Below are 23,588 nucleotides of genomic sequence, written 5' to 3'. Positions count from 1 at the left end.
GGAATCACCACACGCATCGCCGACGGCGGAATCCGGGTTCCGGGCCGTCGGCGGCGCCGAACTGCGACACTGGGCCGGTGGGGCAGGCCGACGTCTCGCGCGGGCTGCGGGAGCGCAAGAAGCACGCCACCCGGCTGGCGATCCGGCGGGAGGCGTTCCGGCTTTTCGAGCGTCAGGGCTACGCCGCCACGACCGTCGAGCAGATCGCCGAGGCAGCCGAGGTCTCGCAGAGCACCTTCTACCGCTACTTCAGCGTGAAAGAGGCTGTGCTGCTCTCCGACGACCACACCCAGCCCATCGTGGACGCGTTCATCGCCGCCCCGCCGGGGCTGACTCCGGTCGCTGCGTACCGACACGCGGTGCAGCAGGTCTTCTCGGGACTGACCGAGGACGAACGCGAGAACGCCGTCACCGGTCAGCGTCTGCTCTACACGATTCCCGACGCCCGCAGTCTCGTCTACCGCGAGTACGTCCGGCTCATCGACCTGATCACCGACGCCCTACGGCACCGCCTCCCCGCCCGCACCGCCGAGGCCGAACGCAGGGTCGTCGCCGGCGCGGTGGTGGGGGTGCTGATCGCCGCGTCCGACGGCACTCCCCTGCCGGGCGAAGCGCTCGAGCATGCACTCACCGTTCTCGACGGCAGGCTCTCGTAGGGATCACGCCGCGCCGAAGGGCGGTGTAAAGGCCGCGTTCTATGCGACAATGGTTTTCTACCGGCGATACCCGGTGGCACCCATCGTGGTTGTCGTTCAGCATTCAGCGCCAAACACCTCATGCGTGACTCGCTTCGGCGACTCCGACGGCTCTGAAGGGACCTGATGACTGCATCCACCCGATCGATCGACGTGTTACTCGTCGAGGACGACGCCGGCGATGAGCTGATCACGCGAGAAGCCTTCGAGCAGAACAAGATTGCGAACAACCTGCACGTGGCCCGGGACGGCCAGGAGGGGCTCGACTTCCTCTACCGCCGCGGCGAGTACGCGCAGGCTCCGCGCCCGGACCTGGTCCTGCTTGACCTGAACCTGCCGAAGTACGACGGCCGCCAGCTACTGGAACAGATCAAGTCCGACCCGCAGCTGTGCGACATCCCGGTCGTCGTCCTGACCACGTCCTCGGCTGAAGAGGACATCCTGCGCAGCTACAAGCTGCATGCGAACGCCTACGTGACCAAACCCGTCGATCTGGACCAGTTCATGAGCGCGGTCCGGCAGATCGACGAGTTCTTCGTCCAGGTCGTGCGTCTACCGAGCCGGTGACCGCGGACGACGAAATCCGTAGCCGGTCAAACTAGGGCGTTGACGTCGTCGTTAGTTATTTCGACGGCATGGGCCCGAAAGACATTCTGCGAATACGCGACTGGAAATCGCACGAAGTCTTCCAGCAACGACGAAATCCGTACTACTCTGGTAAGCGGTTGAGCTACCAGCCGCGCAGGCGCGCCGCGTGGCGCAGCCTGATCCGGTCCACCGCCCCACAGGGACGGGCCGTCGACCAGGCTTCTCTGCAATGACTCTGTGAGAGCGAGAATGGTAGTTACCAAAACTGAACGCATCTTCCAGCGCAGCATCGGACACGACGATGAGCAGCGCCGGTGCGGGAGCGCCGTGTTCGGCGTGAGGTCCTGCTCGGCAAACCGGGTCGCCGTCGCAGTCCTCGGTGAGGTCGACGCGGTCAACGGTCGCGAACTCGGCCGCTACGTCGAACGCCACACCCGGGCATCGAAGCAACTGGTGCTCGACCTTCGCGCGGTCGACTTCTTCGGGAGCCAGGGTTTCACCGCGCTGTACTACATCAGCGTGCACTGCGCCCGGCGTGACGTCGACTGGGCGATCGTGGCCAGCCCCCCGGTGCGCCGGCTGCTGACTGTCTGCGACCCGGACGGGGAATTGCCGCTGGCCGACGATTTGTCGAGTGCGCTGGCTCGTCTCGACCGCCTGGCCCATCACCGCCACCACTTCGTGTGGAGCGGTAAGTCCGGCTGGCGGGCCGGGTAGCGCCACCGCCGGGGTTTGGCTGCGCGCGCGGCTGGGCAACATGTCTGCCATGACGCACGCGAAGATTCTTCTGATGTCGGTTCTGGCCGCCACGGCCGTTTTGAGCGGCTGCTCCCAGGTCACCAACGACGGGGGCGACACCACGTGCGCGGACTTCCAGTCAGCCGATGAGAAGAAGCAGAACGAAGCGATCACCAAGATGCTGACCGACGAGGGCAAGAACGAGCCGAGCAACGCAGAGCTCACCGGCACCCGCCTGTCGATCTCCACCTACTGCCAGACCGTCGGCAAGCAGGACACCACGATCAAGGAAGCGCCGCACCTCTGACCGCCGCCCCGCACGCTGTGGCGGACTGTGGGCCGGCACTTCGGCCTCCGTTTCGAGCGGCGTCCGTAGCCTGAGCCGATGCGCTTTCCGCCTCCCACACCGTCGCGCGCCTCCGGCCTCGTCGATGCGGTGCGGACGTCGTGGGCCGCGAATCGCCGTGCCGCACAGCAGGGTGTGCGGCGGCGCGAGCGCAGCGCGATCGTGCGTGCCGTGCGGCTGTGGCGCACACGCAATCCCGACGGGTTCCGCGAGAAGGTCCGCTACAAGATGTTGCGTGACCGCCGCGACCTGATCGTCACGTTCGCCGACAAAGCCGCTGTGCGCGGTTATGTCGCCGAAAAGGTTGGCCCGCAGTATCTTCCGCGCGTTTTCGCCGTGGTCGAGGACCCCGCGGCCCTGCATGACATCGACCTCCCCGAGGCCTACGTGGTCAAGCCGACCCACGGCAGCGGCACCGCGATCGTCGTCTCCGAGCAGGCCCCCGCCGACGCGCGCCTGCCGCTCTACCCGGGAAGCTGGGAGTACCGGCACGTCCGACCGGAGTTCGCGCGCCGCGACGACGTGGTGTGGATCGCCTCGAACTGGGTGGCGCAGCTGTACGGGCAAGGGCCGAACCGCGAATGGGTGTACGGACAGGTGCCGCGGCGCGTCATCGTCGAAGAACTGCTCGCCAACGGCGACGGGACCATCCCGGACGATTACAAGTTCTTCGTCTTTCACGGCAGATGCCACTACATCCAGGTCGACAGCGGACGCTTCGGCCGACGGACTCAAGATTTCTTCCGACCCGACTGGTCGCATCTCCCCCTCAGCGGTGGCCCGCCCAACGCCGACGTCGAGCCCCCACGCCCGGCTCATTTGCAGGAGATGGTGAGCCTGGCCGAATGCCTGGGCGCAGAAACAGATTTCGTGCGGGTGGACCTCTACGACGTCGAGGGTCGCATCGTCTTCGGCGAACTGACGAGTTTTCCGGCCGGCGGCGACAGTCCGTTCGACCCCGAATGCTTCAACGACGAGTTCGGGCGGCATTGGACGGTTCCGCGGCGATATCGGTAGCCCGACACGGTTCTGAGCCGCCGCCCGCGGACAGGTGCGGGCGGCGGCGTCAGAGCGGTCGGACTCAGAGTCCGCCGAGGGCGGCGAGAATCTGGTTAAGCAGGTTGATGATCGGAGCCAACGGGCCTCCGATTCCGCCGGCGAGGCTACAGAGCAGCTGGCCGAGCAGACCGCCTGCCGGGTCTGCCGTGATGTCCAGCACGACCTGGTCGAGGTGGACGTTCAGCCCCAGCAGATTCAGGTCGAGCGGGCCGAGAACCAGGTTCAGGACCTGGCAGGTTGCCTGCAGACTCTCTACGGGCATATCGACGGCCTGAGCGACGTCCTGGGCTGTGGTCGGGCCCTGCCCGGGGTTGATCAGTTTGCCGGTGAGCTGGCCGGAGACGACGGCCCCCGTTGCAGAGTCACCCTCTTTGGCGGTCTGCGCCGTGAACTGGCCGTTGAATTTCACTCCGTTGGCGCCCGTGCCCTGTACCTGGACGGTGTTCTGCTTGCCCACGCCGGGCCGCGGTTGCGCGCCGGCGGTGCCGGCCGTCAGACCACCGAACAACGCGATCAGCGTCACGCTGACCGTCAGTGCCAGAAGCCGGGTGATTCGTGACGTCATGGGATTCTCCTCATCTCATCTAGGAGAGCAGCGTTCCGGCCCCCGACATACGGACAGAAACGCCTAACCCGGCGGCAGGATCGGCCTGCCACGTGACGTACATCACTACTGCTTCCTGGGGCGATTGTTTCCCCGGAAGCGGCTGCGAAAACCCCTCGCGCGCAAAAACTTTGAAGTGCTGTCCGCCGGTCGCCCGATGAGCAGCGGAACTAATTAGCCACGGAACGCTTCAGGACGGGACATCTCCCCCAGAGCTGGGTCAGGCACTTCACCACTGGGAGCGCGGCGATTGCTGGATTTCGCCACCCGGCGCTCCGCTTCTTTGCCCATTCAAGAGACCGGCGCAAGGCTGTGTCGAGACCGTCAGCGGCTCGATTCCCTCGGGCGTCCGGAAGGAAGGGTGGTGGTCCCGGCTGGTTTCGAACCAGCGACCTTCCGCGTGTGAGGCGGACGCTCTCCCACTGAGCTACGAGACCGGATGTTCGACGAGGCGAACGAGGCAGAAGACTAACACGCGGCGTCCACGCGCCGAGAATCCGCGGTGGCCGAACACCCGGCTGCGCGCTGCTCGACTGCATCGTCGCGTACGCCCCGGACGGAAGGCGTTGGGCGCCGACCGTCGCATGGGAGGCGCTCCGGAACGCGGACGCGCCGCGCGAGCAAGGGATTTGTACTTGCCAAGCTGCGTGGACTATCGTTCTGCATCGCGACGGGCGACGATCTCGCCCGTGGCGCGCGGATGTAGCGCAGTTGGTAGCGCATCACCTTGCCAAGGTGAGGGTCGCGGGTTCGAATCCCGTCATCCGCTCGAGGATGCAGTGGCATCAACCCCAGCGGTGGAGTGGCCGAGTGGTGAGGCAACGGCCTGCAAAGCCGTGCACACGGGTTCGATTCCCGTCTCCACCTCCAAGGATGTCCCGGCGCGATTAGCTCAGCGGGAGAGCGCTTCCCTGACACGGAAGAGGTCACTGGTTCAATCCCAGTATCGCGCACCATAGTTAGTGCAGGTCAGGCCCGGTTTTTGCCGGGCCTTTCTTGTCGGCGTGGACGATACGTGGACGATTGCGGCCGCGCTCGTAACCCATCATGGGTCCTGATTTCGAGCGCGGCACACTCGGCCTGCGACTAGCTGAGAGCGAGTTCCCGCTCGACTTCTGCTGTAGAAGCTTCGGCTATGAACGATCGTCGGCGTCCCCAGACGGGAAGATCGCTATAGTCGCCCCCGCGGTTCCGGTAGATTGTGTCCACCATCATTCCGATCGTCAGTGCACGATGCTTATCGTGAGCAACGATCGTGTCTTCAACCGCGTCGTCGGCATATAGCGAGATAATCCGGCGCCGTTCTCCCTGGTCATCGTCGGGATCGTCACTCCTTCGAAACCGGTGGTAGTGAACCTCGGACTCGCAAATGTCGATTCGTTCGACGCGTCGCCGGTCGCCCTTGGCGCCGTCCTCAATGCGGTATGCGTGCGTCATGATCGCCCAGTCGATGTTGAGACCGGTTCGATGATCTATCGCTAGCCGGAAGACGAGTTCGGGCACCCAACCATCCATCGCGGCTCCGAGCACGCTGACGATGGTGTCGCGGTACAGCTGATCCTCTGGACACGAGTGGGGGTCGTAGCGGCCGAGATCGGCATGAAGGAACTCTGCAATACGACTCTGCTTACGTGGGCTCTTTTTGCTCACTTACCCCCTCCCCGGCGTAGAGCCTACGAGGCTCGGCTCGTAACCCTGTGTCAAATCACCGGCCGAAAAGGGCACGTGCGTATTCGCCGCCAAAACCCCCGCGGTGTGGTGGCACGGTTGCGTCAACTGCGCGTGAAACAGATTCGCCCAGCTCAGGCGTGTTGCTTGTGTTCGCTGGTCTCGATGGGTGATAGTCCTCGTGCAGACCATCGACGGGGGGGACATGACGCAGTACGGCTACCGCGTGTTCGCTGTCGAGCTACACGAAGGCGGGAAACGCGAACCGCAGCCGTTTGGCGAGGCGAAGCGCGCTGAGGTTGATGAGCAGGGAAAGTCAACCGGTGTTATCCACCAGTTCGACTACCGCGATGTCGTTATTGGGGATGTCACCGCTCACCGCATGCGCGTGTACCCGTTCGGCATCACAGAGGCAGAAGACGACGAGACGGGGCCGGCGCAGGGCAAGGGAATGGCGATCCGGTTCGATAGCGCTAGCCGAACCGGTGAGACGGTCCGCCTGAAGTTCGAGCAGGGGGTCATGAACGCAGACGGAACACTTCTCGTTGACGGGCAAGATGTCGCGATGAAGGACAAGCCGACGTTGCATCCCTATCGTGCAACGCTGCTCGCCGAGACCAAGGGAACAATCGCCCTACTCGCCGTCGAGGTTCGCGGGAGATCATGCCCATCAAGTGCGGTGATCAGGGGCCTAAAGGCATGTAGCGAAGTTCCGTGGCGTCTTCAAGACCTCGGAAACCTCGCCGGGGAAGCCGCGATGATGGCTTTCATTCGAAACGCCGAGGTCAAGCGCGTCGTTTTTGACCGATGGACCTACGACGACGATGGGCAGCGGGATCGCAACGATGTATCAATGTCCGTAACCGCTCACGGCGTCGACGTCCGATCACGCGTTCTCGAGTGGGCTGAGTCCTTCTTCGAGACGTTTCCCGGCGTAGGTCGGACAAAGAGGGTTGAGGTGCCTGAGTACGACGCAGAAGGCAACAAACTTTCCCGCAAGCAAGTCGCCGAGGCGCGCAAGCAGGCGAAGGCGCGACAGAAGGCCGAACAGGCGGCTGCGAAAGCTGAGCGCCAGCACTCAGCCGCTACTCGAACGCAAGCTGCGACCGACGCGTTGCGACAGGATGTCTTCGTCAGCCGACACGAAACCGTGGATGTTCCCTTCAATACCGTCGCGGTCGACCTGGACGATGGAAATCACCACAAGAAGATCACTCCGACCACTGACTTCAGCAAGTTCACTTATGTCTTAGGTCGGGGGTACGTTGCAGACGACACGTTCTACGATCAAGCGGAGAAAACCCTTCGGGAACTGCTTCCAACTATCAGAACGTTGCCCTTGTCCAACGGGTCGGCAACATAGGTGACAGGAGGCCGGAATGCATAGTCCAATTCCGGATCGCTTCAGTCTCTGGCCAGCGATGCGCGACTACTGGCGCCTCGTCCGCAAGTACAAGTCGAACAAGCGTGACTGGTGGGCGCTCACCGTGCTATTCGGCCTTCCCGCCGCTGCCGTCGGCATCACCGCTTGGCTCGGATACGTCTTCCCCGCTCCGGTAGCGATGCTGCCGGCCGTCGCGCTCCTTGCCGGCGTCCTGCTGGCAGCCGCAGGCCAGGTCGTCACTCTGCGTGCCCGCATCGCCGATAGCCTGACGCTGTCGACCGACGAACGGGTGCGCGCGCACGTACGTGAAACCATGAGCGGCGTAGTGCTCGCCGCATGCGCGGCGTTCACCGCCGCACTTTTGTTCGGTGCCCTTGCGGCCGCTACCCAGCAGGTGGGCTACGTAGAGCGTTGGTGGCACGTTGCGCTGTCATCAGCATCACTGGGCATGACCACCTACTTGGGTCTGATGTTCATCGCCACTGCCAGGCGTCTTTACGCTACCTACCTCGAAGTGTTCGAGAACGGAGCGCCCGTCCGAGCGGGCAGCGCGGCCCCCGGACCGCGGCCCGCACACCATGAACACAGCAGTAAATAACCTGAGCCACGCAGGCGGGAGCCCCGGGCGCTAAAGGCTCTCAGAGCCCGTGGACGTCCACACCGCTAGATCGCGTTGAGGTCGAACGGCGTGAAGGCTGTCTCCTCGCGACGGCGCACCGCCCGTCCACCGGGCCAGCCGTGCTCGGCGGCGAACGCTGACCGCGCCTCGCACCACAGCCCGAACGCCTCTTGCCGGTCGGCGAACTCGGCGAGAGTGTTGCTGCCGGTGGCGAGGGCGTAGGCCACGCCGCGCCGGCCGCACCACAGCTCGAATCCGACCAGCTCGGCGGGCGGCGCCTGGTCGGCCACCGTGGACTCGCTGTCAGCGAAGCCGCCGTGATCGGCCTCCCACTGCTGGCGCGCCTCGATCCACTCGCCGAGTTTCGACTCGTCGTAGCGTTTCGCGCGGCGGTCGATGTAGCCCCGCGTCGTCGCGAACAACGACCAGCTGGTCAGCTCCTGCGGCGCTGCGACGCCGCCGCGGCGCTGGCGCGTCATGCGCCGACCGACCGCAGGGTCGTCGGCTTGGCCTGCTGCTGCTCACCGAACTCCAGCCTCAGCGTCTTCAGCAGGCGCACCAGCACCAATTGCTGCTGTCGCATCTCCGTCAGCGCCGGGTGCGCGCGGCTACCCTGACTCGATTCGGCGATCAAGCCCTCCCGGTCGACGACCGCCTGCAGCTGGTCGATCAGATCCAGAGTGCGGCAGGCGCGGACCAGGACCAGGCGTTCGTGCTCGTCGATCGCGAACTCCTCGGCAACCTGGCGCCACAGCGCCCTGCCCGACTCGCCGAGCTTCGGCGGCATGGGCGATTTCTTCATGTCCTCAACTCCGTAATCATGCTGTGCTGCAACAGATTTCGTGATGCTAATCGCGTTGCGCGGCAACGGTTTACGTTCGGCCATCCAAGGGCCAATCATTTTCGTCTTGACGGATAAATCGCCGGACACCTGTTCTGGAAAACGAGGCCCGCATTAAAAAAGGGCTTCCGACCTGCCAGTATACGTGATGTAGGCCGCCCTTGGCAACGTCTCGCTCCGGCGAATAGCGCTGTGCCACAACCACTTTCACCCAACACAGTGTGCCGAATCATGCTGTGCCACCATCACTTTCGTGTCGCGTGTCGAAGAACTTCAGCGCAGCGGCCTTCGGCTGCGCGCGTCGTTCCGGTGGCGGCGGCGCATCGAGGATGCCCTGACGTGCCCAACCGCCGCTGGTGTGCGAGCAAAGCGCATGCTCGGGGCCGGCGTAGATGTGGCGCCGCTTGGCGTCGGGCACGTCTGCGTGCCCGAGGTGCCATGGCTCGCCTGGTCGGATCCACCGTTGGCACCGCCAGCAGATTGCGTTGCCACTGGCGACGACCTTGCTCACCTGTGCGCGCAGCTGTCGATGCCGGGCACCGTAATGCGGGCGTGGCGACGTGCGGCGACGTGGCCCAGTCATCGCCGCACCGCCGCTTGCGGGCGGCCGTCGCGGCCATCCGCCAGCCGCCGCCACCACATATCGACCTGCTGCTGATTGGCGCCCAGCAGCCGAACGAGATCGCCGAACAGGTTCCGAACGTCCGACAGCGTGAGGTCGACGACGTGATACGTCCCGGCGGTGTCGCTGAAGGTCAGCGCCGCAGCCATTCGATCGTCGAGCACCGCGTCGCGCGTGACCCCGACGCTGCAATTGCCCGACGACACCACACGCTGAGACCGCCGCTGCGGGATCGCCATCAATGCACTCCCAAGATGCGCCCGCAGGCGCGGTGCTCGACCGGCGTTCCGGCTGGTGGCCGGTGTCCCGCAGCCGTGTGGCGAGACGCCGCAGCGCGCAGCGCAACGTTAATCTCGCCTACCGCGGTGCTGGCCGCGGCAATCGCAGCGCGGCAGCGCGTCTCGATATCGGCCACCTGCACCCCCTGCGTCTCGTCGTACTGCGCTGGGTGCCTCAGAGGGCGGCCCTCCATCACGAACCTGTACAGCATCACTGAGCTCCCTTGCCGCTGAGCGAGTGGTAGTGGGGATCACCGGTCAGCAGCTCGTCCAAATGCTTGCTGCTCACTTCGAGCCGTCCCTCGATGTCCCCAGCTGTCATGACGGCCAGCGCCGGCAGGTCCGCGCCGCCGAAGCGCTCCTGCTGCGCCGCCAGCGCCCTGACGCGCTCGCGCAACGGATCTGGTCGCCGTCGGGCTTCGGCGGCTTCGGCGCGACGCCGGTCCCGTTCGGCAGCGACGGCGGCGCGATGATCGGCAATGACCTCGCGCGCGAGATCAGCTGTCAGACAGCGTATCCCGATGCCATCAAGGACGACGGTATCGCCGAGCTTGGCCGCCAGGGCATTGGCGTCGCCGCCGATTTCGTGGGCCACCAGCATTAACGGCACCAACTGCGGGGGTTGTGGGTTCATGGATTCACCTTCCGTTGTATTCATTCTATCTACTTTTCGCCGAGTCGTACTTGAGCGTGATTTGTTGCGGTGTAACATATTTCGTCCTTTGCCTCGACCGCTGTGACGGCATTCGTCGTCGCGGCCGCATCGCCGACGTCTGCGTCGTCGCTCGTTGATCCGCGCCACCGGCCTGCGACCACACCCCGGGGACGTCGCGGTACGCCCAGGGTGCCCCACCACTCGCTGCATGCCGTATGTGCCGGGCACTGGGCACACAGCGCGATGGCCTCGCGGGTGTGCTCGCCGTCACGGCCGTCACGGCCGTCGAACACGCCAGGCTGCCCGGCGCATAGTGCACCGTCCAGGCGCGGGACGTCGCGCAGGATCGCCGCCAGCAGCGTGATCCACGGCGCGCCGACGATGGTGCGGCGGCGCGGCCCCGTCACGCGGGGTCCTCGTGCTCGTCGAGCGGACAGGGTTCCCAGGCTGTGATGCCGCATGCGGCTGGACAGTGCTCGTCGTGATGCACCTGCCCGATGGTGTCCCCGCTCGGCAGCAGGATGAGCGAGCCGTCTGCGTTGCAATCTCGGCAGGCGCCGGTAAGCCCACGGATGACGCCGGGGCGTCCGGTGGCCGCGACCTTCCTTTCAAGCCGGTGGATACTACGGCGCGCCGAGGCGCGCTCGGCAGCCCTTCGCTGCTGTCGATTCACGGGCACGCACCGCCGGCACACTGACCTGCTGCATGAGTCGTCGAAGGTTGACTGCAACCGTTCCCTGACCCGTTCCCCTTTGTATATAGGGGGGGGAACGGGGTAACGGGTACATCGGTATTTGCAGCGGGCGGAAGGGTAACGGTAGGGGAACGCTTGGGGAACAGGGTAACGCTGCAGGTCACGTCCATATTACGAGGGGAACGCCCCTTGGTCGCAATGTTAGCTAGACTCAAGTCCTTAGCCCCACTAACGAGGGGAACGCGGGTAACGCCTCTGACCTGCATGTTCATGATTCGTCCCACGGTCTGAGCAACTTGTGCGGCGACTGATCGGAGACGTATCCGTCCCGCTGCAATAGGGCCAGCGCGTTGATCGCGTACTCACGCTTGCCTGCGACAGTCGCCAGGATCTTCCGCTGCGACATCGGACCGTGTTCGGCGAGCGCCGCGCAGATTTTGCCCATCAGCACGGTCGGTCGGAACTCGCTGGCCACTGGCGCGTCTGGCCGAATCTCGAACTCGACGTAGCTCTCATCGTGCGAGGTCAGCACGAGCTCGCCGAAGGCGAACAGCTTGTCTTTCCGGGGGTGCGCATGCTTGCGAAGCTGGCCGGGCCGGTCCTTGGCGATCAGGATGGAGCTGCGGCCGGTGAGTCCGATGCCGAACGGATCGCGCCCTTCGAGGATGAACGCGGCGCCGTCGATGGCGTTGAGCTTGTGCACGCCGCCAAGTGCGTACCGACCGCGCGATTCTGCATCCTTGACGACGTGGTCAAGGCACACGGTCGCGCATCCAGCGCGCGCGAGGCGGCGCGGCAGGATGCGGCCGAACTTCGCAATGTCCTGATTGTCGAGCGGGTTGAGGCCGTGCATCGTCATGCCCTCGGTGATCCCATCGACGACGGCGAGCGTAGGTCGGTAAGTCGTGACGCTGGCGGCGAGGTCAGCGACGTTCGTCGCCGTTGTGAGCGGTTCGGTGGGCCGCACGTAGTGGAAGTACGTGCGGATCTGTTCGCGCGACAGTTGCAGCGTCAACAGCCGGCCGACCACGCCGCCCTCGTCGTCCTCGAAGTCGACGAACAGGACGTGATTGCCCTTCCGTATCTCGTCGAAGGCTGCCGCCAGCAGCATCCACGTTTTCAGCCCCTCGGACTCGCTGGCCACGCTGTGGACCTTCGCCGGATAGAACATGCCGACGCCGTCGCTTCGCCGCCCAACTGCGGGAGAGGGCGGCTGCCAGTCCCCCACTAGGACCGATTCGAGATCAACGGGGTGCCAGGACCGTTCGACCGCCGCCGTCTCAGCGTCGGTTCCGTCTGGCGGCGCGAACGGCGGCAGATCATCCGTCATCCAGGCTTCGCTTTGCGCCCGCTTGCGCCGCTCGGCGTCGATCTTCTCCCAGATCCGGCCCACGTCGTCGTCGCGCCGCTCAGCGAGACGGATGACTAGATCCTCGCGCGCGCTGACGACCCAGCGCGTCTGGGACAGCGTCAGCCTCGCGTCGTAGCAAGCACCGATGATTCGCGCCGTATCTTCCGAGCGGTCGCCGGTGACCTTGCCTAGGGCTGCCAACACCAGCGGGAAGATCCACAGGTTATCGACGGGTTCGGGCTCGCCCACGACCGTGGTCGTCATCGTGCCCCCGCCCGCCTGTGCGCCATTGTGCCCGTTGGCCTCATACGGCGGTGGCAGCTTTATCCCCAGCCGCGCCGCCAGGTCCACCTTGCTGATCGGCGTCACGGCGTCACCAGCCACGTGACCGGCGACGGCTCGCCGCCGCTGAGTGTGGGCTTGTGATTGAACGTGCCGACGGGGCGCAGGAAGTCGTTATCGGAGATCTTGGCGTCGCCCCCGCCGAAGTAATCGCCCAGCCCGCGGCACAGGGCCTCGAATTCGGTGACCGTAAGCTCTTCGGCCACCGGCACATACACGTGCGCGTGCCCCGGTGTGCCGGACGCAATCGCGAACCCGTCGACCGCGCGCACAAGGTCGGCCTTGGTCTCGGCGTCGATGTCGGCGTGCACAAGCGACCGCCGGGCGGCCGCCCCCTTGGTACGCGTGCGGCCACGCATGATGGAGCTGCACACGTAGATGTCGCAGGCCGGCGCACCTTGCGCGATGTCGCGAGCCGCCTGCCCAGCCTGCGCCGGGTATTCGTAGCATCGCTCGCTCCAGTCGCGGTGGGCAGGCTTGCCGTTCTTCACGTAGATGCCCGACCCGGTGGCGACGTGCAGGAACCCTGCAGTGTCGCCGTAGAGGGCGCCGAAGCAATCGAGAATGTCGGCGTGGCCGGTAAACTCGGCGAGGTAGGCAGCTTTGGCGGGCTGTTGGGTGGCGGTTCCTTCGGGGGCCGCCACTCTCGCGTCAGGTGGCGGCATCGGACACCGCCTGATCGCACCGGGCGCAGTAGCCGCGGAGACGGGCCTTTACGCCGGTCAGCACTCGGTTGCAGCCGCGGCAACGCGATTCGCGGAACGGTCGCTTCGGGGTACTCAAGACGCACCGCCATACGGCTTTAGCGCAGCGTCAACGTCATCGCGGCGCAGTCGCACGACACGCGGGCCTAGGCGGTAGGCAGGTAGGCGACCGTCGGCAATCATCTGCTGGACAGTCCGCGTGGTGACGCCGAGATATGTTGCGACGTCAGCGATCGACAGATTGGGCGGTGAAACGGTTTTTGTGGCCATAGGTGTCCGATCAGTTCTGGATGACTGATCGGAGAACGGCAGCGACCAGCCAGCACACGGATAAAAAGTGCTGACCGGACCCCGACAGGCCACCATCCACGAATCCGATGCTGTCGCTGAGCCGATCCCTATTTAATTATTCGGCATCATGGTCCCTGCGCTTGTTAGGCGCTAACCCCCCGTCGAGACGGACGCGTTTCGTCGTGGATTAGACCAGGGACGCGCCCCTCGGGTTCACTAAATAGATACCACAATTCGTCGGGCTTCGCCAACACTCGTCGCCACGAATACCGTTGCGGCCCTTTGTCATACGTATTGACATCAACAGCCTAGGGGGCGACGTCGGCCAGCTTCGACATCAACGCTGCGACCTCACGGTCGCGGCCCGCGGCGGCATGCTGGTAGCGCATCGCCGCCTGCGGTGTCGAATGTCCCAGCCGGGCCATCAGCTCCGCCAGCGTGGCACCCGATACGGCCGCGATGACGGCACCCGAGTGCCTTAAGTCGTGCCAACGCAAATCCTCGCGATTCGCCGCGGTACGGGCCTTGTACCAGTGTCGATACAGCGTCGACGGCTGTAAGTGCCCGCCGTTGTCCGTGGGGAAGATCAGCGAATCGCGCTTGCTACCAACATGTTTCGCTAGGTGTGCTTCGATGAGCGGAATAATGTGCGGCGGAATCGCGACATCGCGCACACCGGCGTCCGACTTGGGCGTGGTGATGCTGTATGCGCCTTTCGTCCGCACCGCCGCACGACGAATTCGGATCACCTCCTGCGAGAGGTCTATGTCGCCACGGCGCAGCTCGACGGTCTCGCCGAACCTGAGGGCACACCAGCTCGCCAGGGTCACCATCAGCCGCAGCCGGTCGGGCATCGCCGCCGTCAGCGTGCCGAGTTCTTCGATGCTCGCGGGCCTGATCTTGTGCACACGCTTGGCGCGCCCCGCGCCGACAATCCGCGCCGGGTTGGCGTCGATGAGTTCCTCGTTGACCGCCGACGCCATGATCGTGCGGAGCAAGCTGTAGGCATGGCTGCGCATCGTCGGTTTGTCCGTCAGCGTCTTGGCGTACCAGTCGCGCACATCTGACGGCTTGATCGCCGCAAGCTGACGGTGGCCGAACGCGTCGAGCAGGTGGTCGTCCAGGATCGCGTCATAGTGCTCACGCGTCCGTGCTTTGATCGGTCGGCCCGCCACTTGGCGATTCTCCAGCCAGCGGGCCGCGTAAGCACCGAAGGTGATCGCCTCGCGTGGGTCGTCGTCGGTCGCGTCCCACTGGTCTTTGTCGATCTTGCGGCGCATGTCCACTACCCACGCCTCGGCGGTCAGCTTGTTGCCGAACGTGTGCGGTGCAGCTCGGCGGATGCCGTCCGGCGCGGTGTACTTCACCCGCCAGCGCTTCGACGGCAACTGCTCGATGGTGGCGAACGAGCGCTTGCGGGCCATCTCGATAGCTCCTCCGCGTGGACGATACGTGGACAATGAGCATATCTGAGCTTCGTTGGACTTCGTCATGATTCGCGCGATACTATGTCTTACATGACCAGTTCAAAAGCTATATCCTCTGGTCATGTCGCATATCCCGCAAATCACGTCCAGCCTACTTCAATCCCAGTATCGCGCACCACAGTTTGTGCACTTCAGCATGCGTTCTCCTGCGCTTGGCGCCCTCCTTGTGAACTGAACGTGAACTGACTTCAGCAACGCCATCGCGACACGCCCCGTAGCTACCCGACGTGAGCAACTGCACTAAGTACCCTTAAACGTTCCGGGGCAGGCACGAACGCTGGGGGTAACCGTTGAGGTACAAGGACCTCTATTTCGGCCTCAGTGACTCGCGGAATGAGGCTTCGGAGGACAACGAGGCCTTCATCAAGAGTTACGTCGATCTGAAGGGCGCGGTGCAGTCGGTCCTTCAAGGGCGAAAGTTCCTCATCCTTGGCCCAAAAGGTACTGGCAAATCCGCGCTCGCCTGGTACCTGAAAGAAACCGAACCCGAGGGCACCCACCTCGCGCGCGTTGACGATGCGTCCGCGCTTCCGCTGGCGGAGGTACCCCGGTTGCAGACCGGCCAAGTTTCCGGTCCTGAGCGGACGGTGGTCGCCTGGAAATTCATTCTGTTGTGCAACTACCTAGAGCTGATGCTGCGGGATCAGGGCTGCTCCATTCAAAGGGACACGGAAGTCAGGCGTGTTGCGAAGCTTCTTCGTGATTTCGGTTTCATGGGAGACGCTTCTGGCCGCGCATTGGTGAAAGCCTCGACTACCACCGTTTCAATCCCCATTCCCAAATTAGGCGATCTGTATAAGCGGGAAAGTAAGCCAACCTTAAATATTTACAACTTGATTCCGTACATGGAGGATTGGGTCTGTAACCAGGAGTCGGCCGTACGACACATTTTATTGCTCGACGGCCTGGACTCGATTTTTCTGAACGACTCCAAATATGACGAGAGCCTATCGTCGCTAGTGCAAGCTGCTTACGCACTCAATCAAAAGCTCCGTTCGACTCGGGCAACCGGGAGCATCGTCTTGCTTTTGAGGAACGACGTATTCGCTCGCATCTCGCTCTCGCTCCCCGATTCCCAGAAGATGCGCGACGACTTTTCATACGATCTTGATTGGCGAGTGATGTCGGGCCAGGCCGGCATACATGCTCCATTGATGGAACTCGTGAACAGGAAAGCTGGGCAGGCCCTCGGGATGGAGTCGGTCGACGTACTGAGCTTCTTCCCCACCCGCATCCGCCTCGGCGGACGGAACGGTCCTGTGAAATGGCAAAAGACTTTCCGGTACCTAATGAACATGACGCGCCATACACCGCGAGACCTTCTACGTCTATTCGAGGAGATAAGGAAGGCGGAGGCTTCCGGCATTTTTCGCGCGAGCGGCGCGACGCTGTCGTTCGAAGTGATTCGCGAAGGCGTTCTCCAATACGCAACGAAATACTTTGTCGGCGCTATTCGCAATGAATTCGCAGGCTACGAGGGTGGACCCGAAAGCGCGGCGCTAGCAATATCTGCCCTTAAAGTCGTTGGTAAGCAGGTATTTGACCGGACAGAGTTCGAGTCCGCCATCGAGGAAGTAAGCGGAGAGCGGCCATCACATTCAGAAATTGAGCGGCTCCTCACCCTTCTCTTCTACGCGGGCGCGATTGGGAATCATGTCGGCCGACACGAGACTTACATGCAGTTTTATCACCGCCGCGACGAAGCTGAGATTTACACACGAGGAAAGTTTGTCCTTCATCATGCACTGATCCACGCATGGGGGATGCAACGCAACGCGACGTGACTCCCGCGTCTTCGGACTTGGGATTACATACCTGGGTCGATTACGAGCGTGCCGCCGCACCCAGGCGTGCGCATATGAACAGGCACCCGCCACGACGACACCGTCACCGTCTCGCCAGCCTCCAGGGCGTCGAGCAGAAACGTCGGACGCCTCACCGTGCCGACCACCCCGAAACGGCGCTGCATCTCACGTTGACGCCCCAACAGATGCCGATAGATCGGTCCCAGACCGTCGCCGCTGCGCTGCTGGGCGGCAGCCAACGCCGGATTCTGGCGCGGCACCCCTAACTCCCCACCTGCTGCGGACGCGGACCCACCCGAGCCTCATTACGCTTCCGATGCCGATCCCAGCGCGTCTGCGCCGCCCGCTGATGACGAGCAGACTTCGGCAGCTCCTCGGTCAACCGCACCCGCTCCAACATCTGCACCGACTGCCGCTCACAATGCCGCAACTCCGCAGACAGCCGAGACAACATCGTCGGACGCGCCTCGCCCGCCAACTCCACGTCATACACCGCCTGCAACTGCTCGGCGCGATCCGCAGCCGCGCACGCCCGGTCCAGAGCCTCGGTCTCGTACTCATCGAACTCGATGCCCGCGACGCCGGTCGCCTCTAGCGCGGTCGTCATCTTCTCCCGCAACTTCTGCCCAGCAGTGCGACGCCTCGTCATACCACGAGTGTATGACCGACCAGCGTCCCCGAAAGTCATTGCTAGACAATGCCTGTCACTGATGCGCTGAACGCTGACACAGGTTGCATCACAACGTGATTCGGCAGCTGCAACGGGGGCTCAAAACATGCCCTGACCTGCGTAAATGATGCATGCGGTCAAAATTGCTGTGCAACAACGTGATTCGACGGCTCAAGAACAGCCCCTGACCTGCGGAAACTCCGGTGCAGTGCGCAGAACCTCAGCGACCCCGTCCCGGTCGCGTCTCAGGTGGGTGTTAGCGGGGGCCTCCCCGGGGGCAATATATGCGCAGCTCAGAGCCATATTGCAGCGCTGCTGGCGTTTGCTGTCGTCGGGACAATGCCGACCGAGTCAGGCAGCGCTGTGCATCTGCATGCCGTTGTGCCACAACAGGTTTCATGCGATTGAATGACGTTGTACGACAACAGGTTTCAGCGTTTGCTGTGCGTGAATATCGTTGTGTCGCCGCTGGTCTGGGCGGTGCGTCCCGGTCAGGGCAGGATGCCGGGGTGGGGTTCCTTCTCCCGTAGGACGCGGGTGCCGAGGTTGGCTCGGGCTGCGGAGTCGCATGCAGAGACGCGGCGGTGGCATGGTGAGCACACCCCGACGAGTCCGTCCTCGTTGTCGACGTTGGGGTCGTCGGGAGAGAAGTCGGCTGCGGCTTGCCGGTGGTGGACCTCGGTGCTCGTGACGGTGCAGATGCCGGGGATGGTGAGCTGGCAGGTGGGATACCTGCGGAGGACGCGGCGGCGCAGTTTCTCGGGGAGTCGTCGTGCGCCGTTGCGGGGTCGGGTGCGGCGGTCGCCGGTCCAGGACACGGGGATCTCCCTCGGTGTGGGTGGCACCGCTGGCCGCGCTATGGCGGGTGACCTCACGCGGCCTGCGGTGGTCTGGTCACCGCTGCTGTCGGGCGGAGTAGTCAAGCGGCTCCCGGCAGCAGCGGTGAGTCTGTGGGCTAGCTGCCTTCCATGCCGAGGCGCACAATCGCGGCCTCGTGGGGGAAAGCGAACCCGACGCGCAGCACCGCGCGGATAGCCGTGCGATAGCTGGAGAAGAAAGCCGAACCGTCACTTACGACCTCGGGGTCGTTGCGCAGAACCACGAACACGCGGTCTCTCGGGATGAGCCAGGCGGTGCCCTGCGCGCAGGCGGGCGCGGAGTGGATGCGCACGCCGAGCGCGGAGCGTCCGGTGACGGCGGTGGCGTCGACTCCGAGCAGCGGCTGGTTGCTGTCGGTGCTGACCTTCGCGGTGGACAACGCGAGCACGTCGACCGGGTTGCAGACGAGTGAGAAGTTGGGCAGCCCGTCCACGGGGTGAATCGTTGGTGCGCCCGCATTCTCGGCCAGCGAGACGGCCTCGGCGATCACGTCGAGTGAGCCGTCGAACACCAGCGTGGTCTCGGTTACCCCGGTGAGGGACTCCAGCCCGTTGGGTCCGTTGGTGACGGTGTCGCCGAGCCATGCGGCGTCGAGCTTGGTCCGCAGATCGCGCACAAGTCCTTGCCCGACGACATCGAGCGCAGACGGGTCGGAGTCGGCGATCAGCTCGTTACTGACCACGGTCAGACCCTTGAGACCGGACGGGGTGACCAACACTTCCTCGACATCAGGATCGGAGACGGGAATCTCTGCGCCTTCCAACACCCATGCGGTGTCGGGGTCGGACACGATGACGGGGAAGCGCATCGAGTGGCTGTCGGTCTGCACGACCGTGGAGGTGACCATTGCGACCGAGCTGGTGATGAGCGGTTGCACGACCAGATCGGCGACTTGCTCGGGGGTGAGGATAGCGGCAGCGTTCGTGCTGTTCGTCGTCATATCAATTGCCTTCCGTGACGGCATGTTTGGGCGAGTTTCCCGGCGAGCGGTCAACACTCAAGCCGGGTGTGCCTCACGAAGGCGAGCTATTGCGGGTGGCTGCGACGCGCAGCCGGTCCCGCAGTGGCGAGTCTACTCGCTGCCCTTAATCGCACCTGCCCACGAGGCTTTACCGGCACCGCCCCCGCCGTTGGTGGAACCCTGTTGGAGGTTCGGCGCTGGCGTTCTCGGTTGACGGGCGAAACCGTAGTCGGCGACGACTGCCGCGAGGCTGCTGACGATCTTCTCGGCGTCGGGGATGCCGTTGTCGTCCAGCAGCTTGTCCATGTCGGCGGTGACCAGCTCGGCAACCTTCGGGGCGTATCCGCTGCCAGCCACCACAGAGGACACGATGGCCTGTCGGGTGCGAGTCAGGGTGTCGGCCAGTTCGTCGCGCTGGCGTTCGGCGTCGCGCAGGCGTAGCCGGTACCGCTTTTCCCGGTTGGAGCGGCTGCCGTCGTCGGCGTCGTCATCCTGCTCGGCGTCGTCCCGGTCGTCGGTGTCGTCGCCGTGCTGGTCGTTGGGTTCGCTTGCTGGCGGGCGGTTGTCGTCCGTGCTGGCAGGTCCAGAGTGGCCGGCCTGGGCGTCGGCCCCGTGCTGCGGAGTGTCGTCGGTCGTGGTCATGGTGCGAGTCCCTCAGTCGTGGCGGGTATTTGCGGCCAGGTGCGGCGTCGGACGCCGTCGCTGAGCCACTGCACGCGGGTGTGCAGGGTGGCGGGCACCTCGTAGCCGAGGTGGAGCAGCAGAGCGCGCTCCACAGGTGTCGCGGGTCGTTCGACGGTCACGCTTGACCGCCAATGCCGCGCACGGAGGTCGGCGTCGGCTCGACTGTCCTCGGCGTTCTGCACATCGGGCGGCAACGGGCCGTCGAACACGAGGACGCCGCGCGCTGGGCAAGGTCGGTGAGCGCCGATGCCCGACAGGTCAAACCCGCTGTCCGCCATTGTGTCCCCGTCGTCATGCTGTGACATTGTCTGTCTCCGTTTCAGTTTCGTCATCGCCGTGGTTCCGGTAGACGCCTGCCCACGTCCCCGTCAGACGCCGGGCCTTGCTCGCATACGTTCGGCATGGCAGCCGAACCGGGCAGCGGGCACAGATACGGGCAGCCTCGAAGCGGCTGTCGTGGTGGTCGAACAACTCCGACTTGCCCACACACAACGCACCCCGCAAGTTTGGGCCACCACGAAACACGTGCACCAACAGTTCGACCCACGGTTCACCGTGCAGCTTTACGGTCGGATACCTGGCAGCCATGTCAGCGACCTCCGTACTGCGCGCGCAGCCGGTCGAACACGCCGGGAACGTCCACAGCCACAGCTGCTATCGCCTGCCCGGTCAGCGAGCACGCCCCGTGGGCGAGGTCGCGCGCCGACACCTGCGAGCCGCTGCACAACTGCCAGATGGTCGGCAGCTCGTCGCGCTGCATCGCCTCGGCGAGCGCGACGACCTCCAGGCTGGCGGTCACCATGTAGTCCGACGCGCCCGTATCCGTGGCGATGCGCAGCACCTCGGCGCGCAGCTCGTCGGCGGCGACGCCCTCGGCGAGCACAGCGGCGAGCAGATGCACCCCGGCGATGACGAGCCAGCCGGGATCACAGCCGCTCTCGGCGATGGCGGCGCAGCACTGCAACGGGTCACCGTGGGCGGCGTGCTGCGCGGCGGTGATCGTGTCGGCCCACGCCTGCGGTGGCGGTGTCGTTGTCCAGGTCGGTGCGGTCGTCATGCCTTACTCCTCGGTGCCAGTGTGCAGATCAAGCGCGACACCTTCCGTCATCCGAGGCTGACCTCACTTTCTCGCCATGCACGAACCGCTTTCGTGGCTCGCTGCTTGCTCCACCGCAGCCGCTCCCGCGCTTCCTCCACGGTTTCTGGCGGCGGGTCCAGAGCGGCCACAGCCTGCACGTCCTGCAGCGGTGCGGCCTCGTCGGTGTTGCGCTCACCCTTGGCCGGGGCGTCGATCACCCACGCCAACGCGCCCTCGTTGAACGCCAGCAGCTTGAAGGTGCCCGCGACCGGCTCGCGGTCGCCGACCGGGCAGTGTGCGCGGAGACCGCCGTGGCGGTCCTTGTTGACGATCAGCGTGGCGCTGCCGCCGTGGCCAGGGGTGAACGGCTGCTTGACCTTCACGCGGATGGAGCTGCCGCCGATGGCGCGGCGCTTGGCCGCAGTGCCTCCAGGGCCTACAGCGCGAGAGTCCGCGTTCTTGGCGAGGTGGTCGACCGCCAGCACAGCGGCACCGGCCTTCGCCAACGGCTTCAGCACCTTGGTGTGCATCACGGTGAACTCGTCGGCTGAGTTCGTGTTGGCCCCGCACATGGGCAGCAGCTCGCCGATGGAGTCCACGATGGCCACGGCGGGCCTCCAGGCGCGGGAGTCCTCGACCACCTGACGCACCTCGGCGGCGTCCTCGGGTTCGCAGTACCGGAACAGGTTCGGGTTTCGGAGGGTGTCAGGGCGCGCACCGAGGGCGAGCAGACGGTGAATTGTGGATGGTGCGCCGTTGTGGTCCAGGTCGATCATCAGGACCCGTCGACCGGCTGATAGTGCCTCGGTGACGCACACCAAGCAAAGCCATGACTTGCCGCTCTCGGGGTCTCCGAATACCCAATTGACCTGACCGGGATAGAACAGGGCGTGTCCATCGGTTCGCCGCCCTAGTTGCGGTTCTGGCGGTTCTGGAACCGTGCCATCGAGCAGAGCGGAAATGTCCACGTAGAGCGGTGTTTCGTCCTCGGTTCCCGGTTCTGGAGACCTATGTGCGGAACCGGGAACCGAGGTGCAATTGTCGCGGTCCTCGGTTCTGGGTCCGGTCTCAGAACCGGGAACTACTGCGGTTCCCGGTTCCCGACCCAGGTCTACAGAACCGGGAACCGCCCCGTGGTCCTCACCCGAGATGGCCTCTCTAGCAACGTCCTCGGGATCAGTGGGCAGCACGTCGGCGTACGGGTCGCTGCCGTTGGTGCCGCAAAGCGTGCCGTGCCCAAGCTCCAACGCTGCGACCAGAGGGCGTGGCGAGTTGTCGTACACCTCGCGCCCGTCGTGCAGCACACCGAGCGGCTTGCGGCTCATGCGGCACGATCCGAGCAGACGCCGCGCAGACGTTGCGCCAGCGCGCGATCCGAGCCACCACGCCGCCACAACCGGCGCTGAACATCGACGGGCACAGCGGGACTCAGCCCGTTGTCGAGCAGATGCAGCGCGGCTGCCGACCAGCCGTCAAGCTGATGCTCGGTGATCGGTTGAACCTGCTCGTGACAGTGGCAGGTGAGCGGGTCTCTACACGAGCAGCACTCCAGCGGCTCGCTGCGGTGGGCGGCGTCGCGGCGGCGTGCAAGCTGCGCCGGTACGTCGTCGCCGGGTCGGCTTATCATCGTGGTGTTCCCTTCAGCTCGGAACTTTGGAGCGCCAGTGCCGACCTACCCGGCACTGGCGTTTCGTTTTCAGCCGGTCGGTCGCACGCTCTGAAGCAGCCCGGCTAGCGCCTGCTCAGGGCGGTCGCTGTGCTGGAGAAGATGGGCGATGAGCTCGGTCGCTTCGAGGAGCCGCAGCGACACCTGCCGCCCCGTGCCGCGCAAGGTGCGGACCATCGCGTCGGCGTCGCCCTGCATACGGTGCTCCACGGCCCGGAGCACGTTCAGCGCAGCCAGTTCCTGTTCGTCCGGGTGGCTCAAGGTTTTCGCCTCTCTGGGCTGTGCCTGCGATTCGAGGTACGCGCGCAGGTGCTGCTGCTGGTACACGGTGCGGCGTCCGATCTTGGTGGGGATGAGCTGTCCGGTAGCGGTGAGCTTGTCCAGCAGGGACAGTGAGATGCCAAGCTGTTCAGCAGCTTCGACGCGGGTAAGTGGTCTTTCCAATACGGTCATACAGCTCAGCGAAGCACGGCGCTGCGACGCGGTAAAGCGAAAACTGTTGAATGTCAACGTAAACGCGAGCATTGTCCACGTCGTCGGCGTTTCGCCCTTCGCCCGTGGGCAGTCGATCTCCCATAGGTCGACGTAGTGGATCGCCAGGAAGTCGCGGAACAGCTTGCAGCGCAACATCATGGGGAAGTCGCAGAACAGCTTGCAGCGCAACATCATGGGGAACCGTTGCCGTGCCACTGATTACCCGCGCATGCGTCACTCGATGACTACAGGCGAGCTGGTGAGCTGCGGATACCGGCGCGTGGAGCGTTGCTAGAGTGCTTCAACTAGTTGCCGGTCAAGGACACGAAATCTGTTGGTGGACATATGCGTAACAATCTCGGCGAGCTAGTCGGGCGCGGTGTGTACGGTCGCGGGCGCATCACG

The 23,588-nt window shown here is 64.6% G+C and carries 32 protein-coding genes and 4 tRNA genes; 12 read left to right on the top strand and 24 right to left on the bottom strand.

What is annotated here, in order from left to right; translation table 11 throughout:
* Positions 1 to 77: 77 nt before the first annotated feature.
* The 5 genes from FHR72_RS08675 to FHR72_RS08655 all read left to right on the top strand — a co-directional run bounded on the left by FHR72_RS08675 (position 78) and on the right by FHR72_RS08655 (position 3,384).
* Positions 78 to 656 (top strand): TetR/AcrR family transcriptional regulator, encoded by a 579-nt coding sequence (locus FHR72_RS08675; protein WP_183467532.1) that lies wholly within the window; start codon positions 78 to 80, stop codon positions 654 to 656.
* Positions 657 to 821: 165 nt separating this feature from the next.
* Entirely contained in the window at positions 822 to 1,262 is a 441-nt protein-coding gene (locus FHR72_RS08670) for a response regulator (protein ID WP_183467531.1), read from the top strand.
* A 270-nt stretch (positions 1,263 to 1,532) separates the two neighbouring features.
* Positions 1,533 to 2,000, top strand: coding sequence for an STAS domain-containing protein (locus FHR72_RS08665; RefSeq protein WP_183467530.1), 468 nt, complete (start codon positions 1,533 to 1,535; stop codon positions 1,998 to 2,000).
* A 49-nt stretch (positions 2,001 to 2,049) separates the two neighbouring features.
* A complete protein-coding gene (locus FHR72_RS08660; RefSeq protein ID WP_183467529.1) occupies positions 2,050 to 2,328 on the top strand; it encodes a hypothetical protein in 279 nt (92 codons plus the stop codon).
* A gap of 78 nt (positions 2,329 to 2,406) precedes the next feature.
* Positions 2,407 to 3,384: an ATP-grasp fold amidoligase family protein gene (locus tag FHR72_RS08655; RefSeq protein ID WP_183467528.1), complete on the top strand. Its 978-nt coding sequence runs from the start codon at positions 2,407 to 2,409 to the stop codon at positions 3,382 to 3,384.
* Between the two features lie 64 nt (positions 3,385 to 3,448).
* Here the strand turns inward: FHR72_RS08655 and FHR72_RS08650 are convergent, their stop codons facing one another.
* Positions 3,449 to 3,991, bottom strand: a complete 543-nt coding sequence (locus FHR72_RS08650) for a hypothetical protein (protein WP_183467527.1) — start codon at positions 3,989 to 3,991, stop codon at positions 3,449 to 3,451.
* A 401-nt stretch (positions 3,992 to 4,392) separates the two neighbouring features.
* Positions 4,393 to 4,467: transfer RNA gene (locus FHR72_RS08645), tRNA-Val, on the bottom strand.
* A 259-nt stretch (positions 4,468 to 4,726) separates the two neighbouring features.
* On the opposite strand from FHR72_RS08645, the gene FHR72_RS08640 reads away from it, so the two are divergent.
* The 3 genes from FHR72_RS08640 (at position 4,727) to FHR72_RS08630 (ending at position 4,986) form a co-directional block, all read left to right on the top strand.
* Positions 4,727 to 4,799 (top strand) — tRNA-Gly (locus FHR72_RS08640).
* 27 nt (positions 4,800 to 4,826) lie between these two features.
* Positions 4,827 to 4,900 (top strand) — tRNA-Cys (locus FHR72_RS08635).
* Positions 4,901 to 4,911: 11 nt separating this feature from the next.
* Positions 4,912 to 4,986 (top strand) — tRNA-Val (locus tag FHR72_RS08630).
* Between the two features lie 130 nt (positions 4,987 to 5,116).
* On the opposite strand, the gene FHR72_RS08625 is transcribed toward FHR72_RS08630, so the two are convergent.
* The gene (locus FHR72_RS08625; RefSeq protein WP_183467526.1) at positions 5,117 to 5,680 is read right to left on the bottom strand and encodes a hypothetical protein; all 564 of its coding nucleotides are present in this window, start codon (positions 5,678 to 5,680) and stop codon (positions 5,117 to 5,119) included.
* A 199-nt stretch (positions 5,681 to 5,879) separates the two neighbouring features.
* Here FHR72_RS08625 and FHR72_RS08620 point away from each other — a divergent pair, with 199 nt between their 5' ends.
* Positions 5,880 to 7,061: a hypothetical protein gene (locus FHR72_RS08620; RefSeq protein WP_183467525.1), complete on the top strand. Its 1,182-nt coding sequence runs from the start codon at positions 5,880 to 5,882 to the stop codon at positions 7,059 to 7,061.
* Positions 7,062 to 7,119: 58 nt separating this feature from the next.
* On the top strand, positions 7,120 to 7,680 hold the full coding sequence (locus FHR72_RS08615) for a hypothetical protein (protein WP_183467524.1): 561 nt from the start codon (positions 7,120 to 7,122) through the stop codon (positions 7,678 to 7,680).
* A gap of 65 nt (positions 7,681 to 7,745) precedes the next feature.
* Here FHR72_RS08615 and FHR72_RS08610 read toward each other — a convergent pair whose 3' ends face one another.
* From FHR72_RS08610 to FHR72_RS08565, 10 genes are all read right to left on the bottom strand, one after another.
* Positions 7,746 to 8,180 (bottom strand): hypothetical protein, encoded by a 435-nt coding sequence (locus tag FHR72_RS08610; RefSeq protein WP_183467523.1) that lies wholly within the window; start codon positions 8,178 to 8,180, stop codon positions 7,746 to 7,748.
* On the bottom strand, positions 8,177 to 8,503 hold the full coding sequence (locus tag FHR72_RS08605) for a terminase (protein WP_183467522.1): 327 nt from the start codon (positions 8,501 to 8,503) through the stop codon (positions 8,177 to 8,179). The genes FHR72_RS08610 and FHR72_RS08605 overlap by 4 nt, the downstream gene beginning before the upstream one ends.
* 268 nt (positions 8,504 to 8,771) lie before the next feature.
* Positions 8,772 to 8,960 carry a hypothetical protein gene (locus FHR72_RS08600; protein WP_183467521.1) on the bottom strand — a complete coding sequence of 63 codons (189 nt, stop codon included), beginning with the start codon at positions 8,958 to 8,960 and terminating at the stop codon, positions 8,772 to 8,774.
* 161 nt (positions 8,961 to 9,121) lie between these two features.
* Complete coding sequence (locus tag FHR72_RS08595; protein ID WP_183467520.1) at positions 9,122 to 9,403, bottom strand: hypothetical protein; 282 nt, start codon at positions 9,401 to 9,403, stop codon at positions 9,122 to 9,124.
* Positions 9,404 to 9,653: 250 nt separating this feature from the next.
* Positions 9,654 to 10,076, bottom strand: a complete 423-nt coding sequence (locus FHR72_RS08590) for a hypothetical protein (protein ID WP_183467519.1) — start codon at positions 10,074 to 10,076, stop codon at positions 9,654 to 9,656.
* Positions 10,077 to 10,105: 29 nt separating this feature from the next.
* On the bottom strand, positions 10,106 to 10,504 hold the full coding sequence (locus tag FHR72_RS08585) for a hypothetical protein (protein ID WP_183467518.1): 399 nt from the start codon (positions 10,502 to 10,504) through the stop codon (positions 10,106 to 10,108).
* Positions 10,505 to 11,059: 555 nt separating this feature from the next.
* Positions 11,060 to 12,511: an AAA family ATPase gene (locus tag FHR72_RS26735; protein ID WP_311736092.1), complete on the bottom strand. Its 1,452-nt coding sequence runs from the start codon at positions 12,509 to 12,511 to the stop codon at positions 11,060 to 11,062.
* Positions 12,508 to 13,128, bottom strand: a complete 621-nt coding sequence (locus FHR72_RS08575) for a hypothetical protein (protein WP_183467517.1) — start codon at positions 13,126 to 13,128, stop codon at positions 12,508 to 12,510. Before FHR72_RS08575 ends, FHR72_RS26735 begins: the two co-directional genes overlap by 4 nt.
* 135 nt (positions 13,129 to 13,263) lie before the next feature.
* Positions 13,264 to 13,458 (bottom strand): helix-turn-helix domain-containing protein, encoded by a 195-nt coding sequence (locus FHR72_RS08570; protein WP_183467516.1) that lies wholly within the window; start codon positions 13,456 to 13,458, stop codon positions 13,264 to 13,266.
* Between the two features lie 329 nt (positions 13,459 to 13,787).
* Positions 13,788 to 14,903: a tyrosine-type recombinase/integrase gene (locus FHR72_RS08565; RefSeq protein ID WP_183467515.1), complete on the bottom strand. Its 1,116-nt coding sequence runs from the start codon at positions 14,901 to 14,903 to the stop codon at positions 13,788 to 13,790.
* A gap of 353 nt (positions 14,904 to 15,256) precedes the next feature.
* On the opposite strand from FHR72_RS08565, the gene FHR72_RS08560 reads away from it, so the two are divergent.
* Entirely contained in the window at positions 15,257 to 16,750 is a 1,494-nt protein-coding gene (locus tag FHR72_RS08560) for a P-loop ATPase, Sll1717 family (RefSeq protein ID WP_183467514.1), read from the top strand.
* A 23-nt stretch (positions 16,751 to 16,773) separates the two neighbouring features.
* On the opposite strand, the gene FHR72_RS08555 is transcribed toward FHR72_RS08560, so the two are convergent.
* The 6 genes from FHR72_RS08555 to FHR72_RS08530 form a co-directional block, all read right to left on the bottom strand.
* Positions 16,774 to 17,010 (bottom strand): hypothetical protein, encoded by a 237-nt coding sequence (locus tag FHR72_RS08555; RefSeq protein ID WP_183467513.1) that lies wholly within the window; start codon positions 17,008 to 17,010, stop codon positions 16,774 to 16,776.
* A gap of 23 nt (positions 17,011 to 17,033) precedes the next feature.
* On the bottom strand, positions 17,034 to 17,420 hold the full coding sequence (locus FHR72_RS08550) for a hypothetical protein (protein ID WP_183467512.1): 387 nt from the start codon (positions 17,418 to 17,420) through the stop codon (positions 17,034 to 17,036).
* Positions 17,421 to 17,932: 512 nt separating this feature from the next.
* Positions 17,933 to 18,259: an HNH endonuclease gene (locus FHR72_RS08545; RefSeq protein ID WP_183467511.1), complete on the bottom strand. Its 327-nt coding sequence runs from the start codon at positions 18,257 to 18,259 to the stop codon at positions 17,933 to 17,935.
* Positions 18,260 to 18,396: 137 nt separating this feature from the next.
* Positions 18,397 to 19,260 (bottom strand): phage major capsid protein, encoded by an 864-nt coding sequence (locus tag FHR72_RS08540; RefSeq protein WP_183467510.1) that lies wholly within the window; start codon positions 19,258 to 19,260, stop codon positions 18,397 to 18,399.
* Between the two features lie 132 nt (positions 19,261 to 19,392).
* On the bottom strand, positions 19,393 to 19,923 hold the full coding sequence (locus FHR72_RS08535; protein ID WP_183467509.1) for a hypothetical protein: 531 nt from the start codon (positions 19,921 to 19,923) through the stop codon (positions 19,393 to 19,395).
* Positions 19,920 to 20,084 carry a hypothetical protein gene (locus tag FHR72_RS08530; RefSeq protein ID WP_183467508.1) on the bottom strand — a complete coding sequence of 55 codons (165 nt, stop codon included), beginning with the start codon at positions 20,082 to 20,084 and terminating at the stop codon, positions 19,920 to 19,922. The genes FHR72_RS08535 and FHR72_RS08530 overlap by 4 nt, the downstream gene beginning before the upstream one ends.
* A gap of 12 nt (positions 20,085 to 20,096) precedes the next feature.
* Between FHR72_RS08530 and FHR72_RS08525 the strand changes: the two genes are divergently transcribed.
* Positions 20,097 to 20,267: a hypothetical protein gene (locus FHR72_RS08525; protein WP_183467507.1), complete on the top strand. Its 171-nt coding sequence runs from the start codon at positions 20,097 to 20,099 to the stop codon at positions 20,265 to 20,267.
* On the opposite strand, the gene FHR72_RS26825 is transcribed toward FHR72_RS08525, so the two are convergent.
* From FHR72_RS26825 to FHR72_RS08500, 5 genes are all read right to left on the bottom strand, one after another.
* The gene (locus tag FHR72_RS26825) at positions 20,257 to 20,553 is read right to left on the bottom strand and encodes a WhiB family transcriptional regulator (protein ID WP_183467506.1); all 297 of its coding nucleotides are present in this window, start codon (positions 20,551 to 20,553) and stop codon (positions 20,257 to 20,259) included. The two genes, FHR72_RS08525 and FHR72_RS26825, sit on opposite strands and share 11 nt — an antisense overlap.
* A gap of 1 nt (position 20,554) precedes the next feature.
* Complete coding sequence (locus FHR72_RS08515) at positions 20,555 to 21,022, bottom strand: hypothetical protein (RefSeq protein ID WP_183467505.1); 468 nt, start codon at positions 21,020 to 21,022, stop codon at positions 20,555 to 20,557.
* Between the two features lie 47 nt (positions 21,023 to 21,069).
* Positions 21,070 to 21,819 carry an AAA family ATPase gene (locus FHR72_RS26855; protein ID WP_472670740.1) on the bottom strand — a complete coding sequence of 250 codons (750 nt, stop codon included), beginning with the start codon at positions 21,817 to 21,819 and terminating at the stop codon, positions 21,070 to 21,072.
* A gap of 545 nt (positions 21,820 to 22,364) precedes the next feature.
* Positions 22,365 to 22,670 (bottom strand): hypothetical protein, encoded by a 306-nt coding sequence (locus FHR72_RS08505; protein WP_183467504.1) that lies wholly within the window; start codon positions 22,668 to 22,670, stop codon positions 22,365 to 22,367.
* Between the two features lie 69 nt (positions 22,671 to 22,739).
* A complete protein-coding gene (locus FHR72_RS08500) occupies positions 22,740 to 23,375 on the bottom strand; it encodes a helix-turn-helix domain-containing protein (RefSeq protein WP_183467503.1) in 636 nt (211 codons plus the stop codon).
* Positions 23,376 to 23,588 lie beyond the last annotated feature (213 nt).

This window comes from Mycolicibacterium iranicum, from assembly GCF_014190915.1.
GTDB classification, from domain to species: Bacteria; Actinomycetota; Actinomycetes; order Mycobacteriales; family Mycobacteriaceae; genus Mycobacterium; species Mycobacterium iranicum_B.
Note: the sequence above shows the minus strand (reverse complement) of the source record. Positions and strands in the feature narration are given on the sequence as shown.